Here is a 2263-nt window from a genome sequence, read left to right as displayed (position 1 = left end):
TATCGCCCAGTGAAGCAACAGACTTCCATTCGTTTAGATGCTGATGTACTTGCATGGTTTAAAGCTCAAGGCAAAGGCTATCAAACTAGGATGAATGAAATTCTGCGAGATGCTATGCTGAAAGAATTAAAAAATCATCAATAAAAATGGGAGCTTACGCTCCCATTTTTGACTTCGTATAACATGTACTATGTTAATTTTAGCGAAACTCAATAATAAATTATTTCTTCTTTGGCTTCATACATGACTTGGAATTAATAGGTTGAAGACACTATTTGGCTATAGCTGTAATCTCTATCTGAATATTTTCATCATAGAGATTTTCTAGAATTTCCTTATATATTTCATAATTATCTTTCTCATAACATACAAAAAACACTTCATCTACGGCTTCACATGAGGGTAATGTCATCATGATAGATCCAATTGCAAATTCAGCTGCCTGCTGTAATGGATACTTATAAATCCCTGTTCCTAAATTTGGAAATGACACTGTTTTTGCTTGAACCTGATTAGCTTTCAAAAGTGCATTGCTATAAGCATTACATAAGAGTTGAGGTTCATTTTTTTCACCGCCTAACCATCTAGGTGGAACAGCATGAATCAGATATTTTGCAGGTAAATTTCCAGCTGTCGTTACTTCCGCATTTCCAACAGCACATCCACCTTTTTCTTGATTAATCTGAATGCACTCTGATTTCATTAAAGATCCTGCTTTTTTATGGATCTTTCCATCTAGTCCACCACCACCAAGTAATGATTTATTAGCTGGATTCACAATAGCATCTACAGATAAGGTAGTAATATCCCCATGTACTAATGTAATCCGATTCATATAAAATAGGTTCCAATTATTAATAAATTTTTGCAAATATTTTAATAAGTTAAATAACAAGGGGAAAGTATGCAATCAAAAGTTTTACTTAATTTATTAGATGAGGTTGTTCAAGAAAAAAAAGTAAATTCTTTATTTTTAAATCGATATAAAAATCTTCTAGCTCCAAAGTTTTCCATCTTTAGCTATTTTCGCACAGATGAATTAATACTAAGTAATATCCTAGCTGACCTACTAGATCCTCAAGGTAGTCACGGACAAGATTATCTTTTTATCAAAAAATGGATTGAACTTAGAAAAAATGGATTAGATGAATCTTGGCAAAAAATTAACTTAGACCAGTCTAAAATCACCGTTAAGTTGGAAGAAAAAAATTGGCGTTTAGATACTTTAAGAAGGATGGATATCCTAATTGAGATTTTTTGTCATGGTGAAAAATACGCATTATGTATTGAGAATAAGCCTTTTGCATCTGATCAAAAGAATCAACTTAAAGATTATGCTGACGAGTTGGAGCAACGCTACCCCAACCAATGGCAACTGATTTATTTATCTGGTTCTGGAAAAGAGCCTAGCGAATACAGTATATCGAAAGAAGATTCCGAACTTCTACAATCGCAGAGCAAGTTAGCTGTATTGGGCTACGCAGATTTAATTAAATGGTTAACTGAGTGTATTCTTTATACGAAAAATGATCGAGTAAAAGTCTTTCTAGAAGAATTGAAATTATATATCTCTCAAAACTTTATTACGCAACTTAGCAACGAAGAACAAACTGTTATGTTAAAAAATATCTTAGATCATGATGACTACATTAAAGCACTTATTGAAGTCGAAACATTGAAACTACAAGTACAAGAAAACTTACTGGTAAAGTTTAAGGAAGACCTAAATCAATTATGTGAAGGTTTTACTCTTGAGGGTGAGCTCACATCTAAAGCCTATTCAGGAATTAGTATTTTCAAAAAAGATGAATCTAAAAAAATTAGATTTAGAGTTGAGTTCGATTGCTCACGATTTGGATTATTCTTTTTAGGTATAGTTTTATCAGATTTTGAACCGTACCGGGTTTGTCGGAGACTCAATATTCTGAGAGACTATTCCGATGAAAAAACCAAACTATACCCCCGAAATTAGAGAAAGAGCGGTTCAATTACTAATTGAATCTGAAAAAGATTATCCTTCTACTTGGGCAGCAATCACAGCTATTGCGCCTAAAATCGGTTGTACTCCTGAAACATTGCGTGTTTGGTATTTAAAGCATATGGATCAACTAAATCCTGCCAAAGTACAACAGATATCTGACCAAGAAAAAATGAAGCAAATGGAACGTGAAATTAAAGAATTAAAACGTGCCAATGAAATTCTACGTAAAGCAGCCGCTTTTTTCGCCCAGGCGGAGCTCGACCGCCCACACAAATAATGGTG

The 2263-nt window shown here is 33.6% G+C and carries 3 protein-coding genes and 1 pseudogene; 3 read left to right on the top strand and 1 reads right to left on the bottom strand.

Going from position 1 to position 2263, the window contains the following annotated elements; genetic code table 11:
• On the top strand, positions 1 to 144 hold a 144-nt coding region (locus tag HX124_RS17980; protein ID WP_286418739.1), incomplete at its 5' end, for a BrnA antitoxin family protein.
• A gap of 127 nt (positions 145 to 271) precedes the next feature.
• Here the strand turns inward: HX124_RS17980 and HX124_RS17975 are convergent.
• Positions 272 to 835, bottom strand: coding sequence for a macro domain-containing protein (locus HX124_RS17975; protein ID WP_086384392.1), 564 nt, complete (start codon positions 833 to 835; stop codon positions 272 to 274).
• Between the two features lie 69 nt (positions 836 to 904).
• Between HX124_RS17975 and HX124_RS17970 the strand changes: the two genes are divergently transcribed.
• Both HX124_RS17970 and HX124_RS17965 read left to right on the top strand, forming a co-directional pair.
• Complete coding sequence (locus HX124_RS17970; RefSeq protein ID WP_286384275.1) at positions 905 to 1972, top strand: PDDEXK-like family protein; 1068 nt, start codon at positions 905 to 907, stop codon at positions 1970 to 1972.
• Positions 1941 to 2263: pseudogene (locus HX124_RS17965) on the top strand (transposase); the annotation flags it as partial. The gene HX124_RS17970 and the pseudogene HX124_RS17965, both read left to right, overlap by 32 nt.

The sequence above is a fragment of the Acinetobacter sp. 226-1 genome (assembly GCF_030329325.1).
GTDB lineage: Bacteria > Pseudomonadota > Gammaproteobacteria > Pseudomonadales > Moraxellaceae > Acinetobacter > Acinetobacter sichuanensis.
This window is presented reverse-complemented; position numbering and strand designations above follow the sequence as displayed.

What these genes read in the sequence shown, in the direction of transcription:
- HX124_RS17975 (WP_086384392.1), bottom strand. Translation starts at nt 835, where the DNA reads ATGAATCGGATTACATTAGTACATGGGGATATTACTACCTTATCTGTA.
- HX124_RS17970 (WP_286384275.1), top strand. Translation starts at nt 905, where the DNA reads ATGCAATCAAAAGTTTTACTTAATTTATTAGATGAGGTTGTTCAAGAA.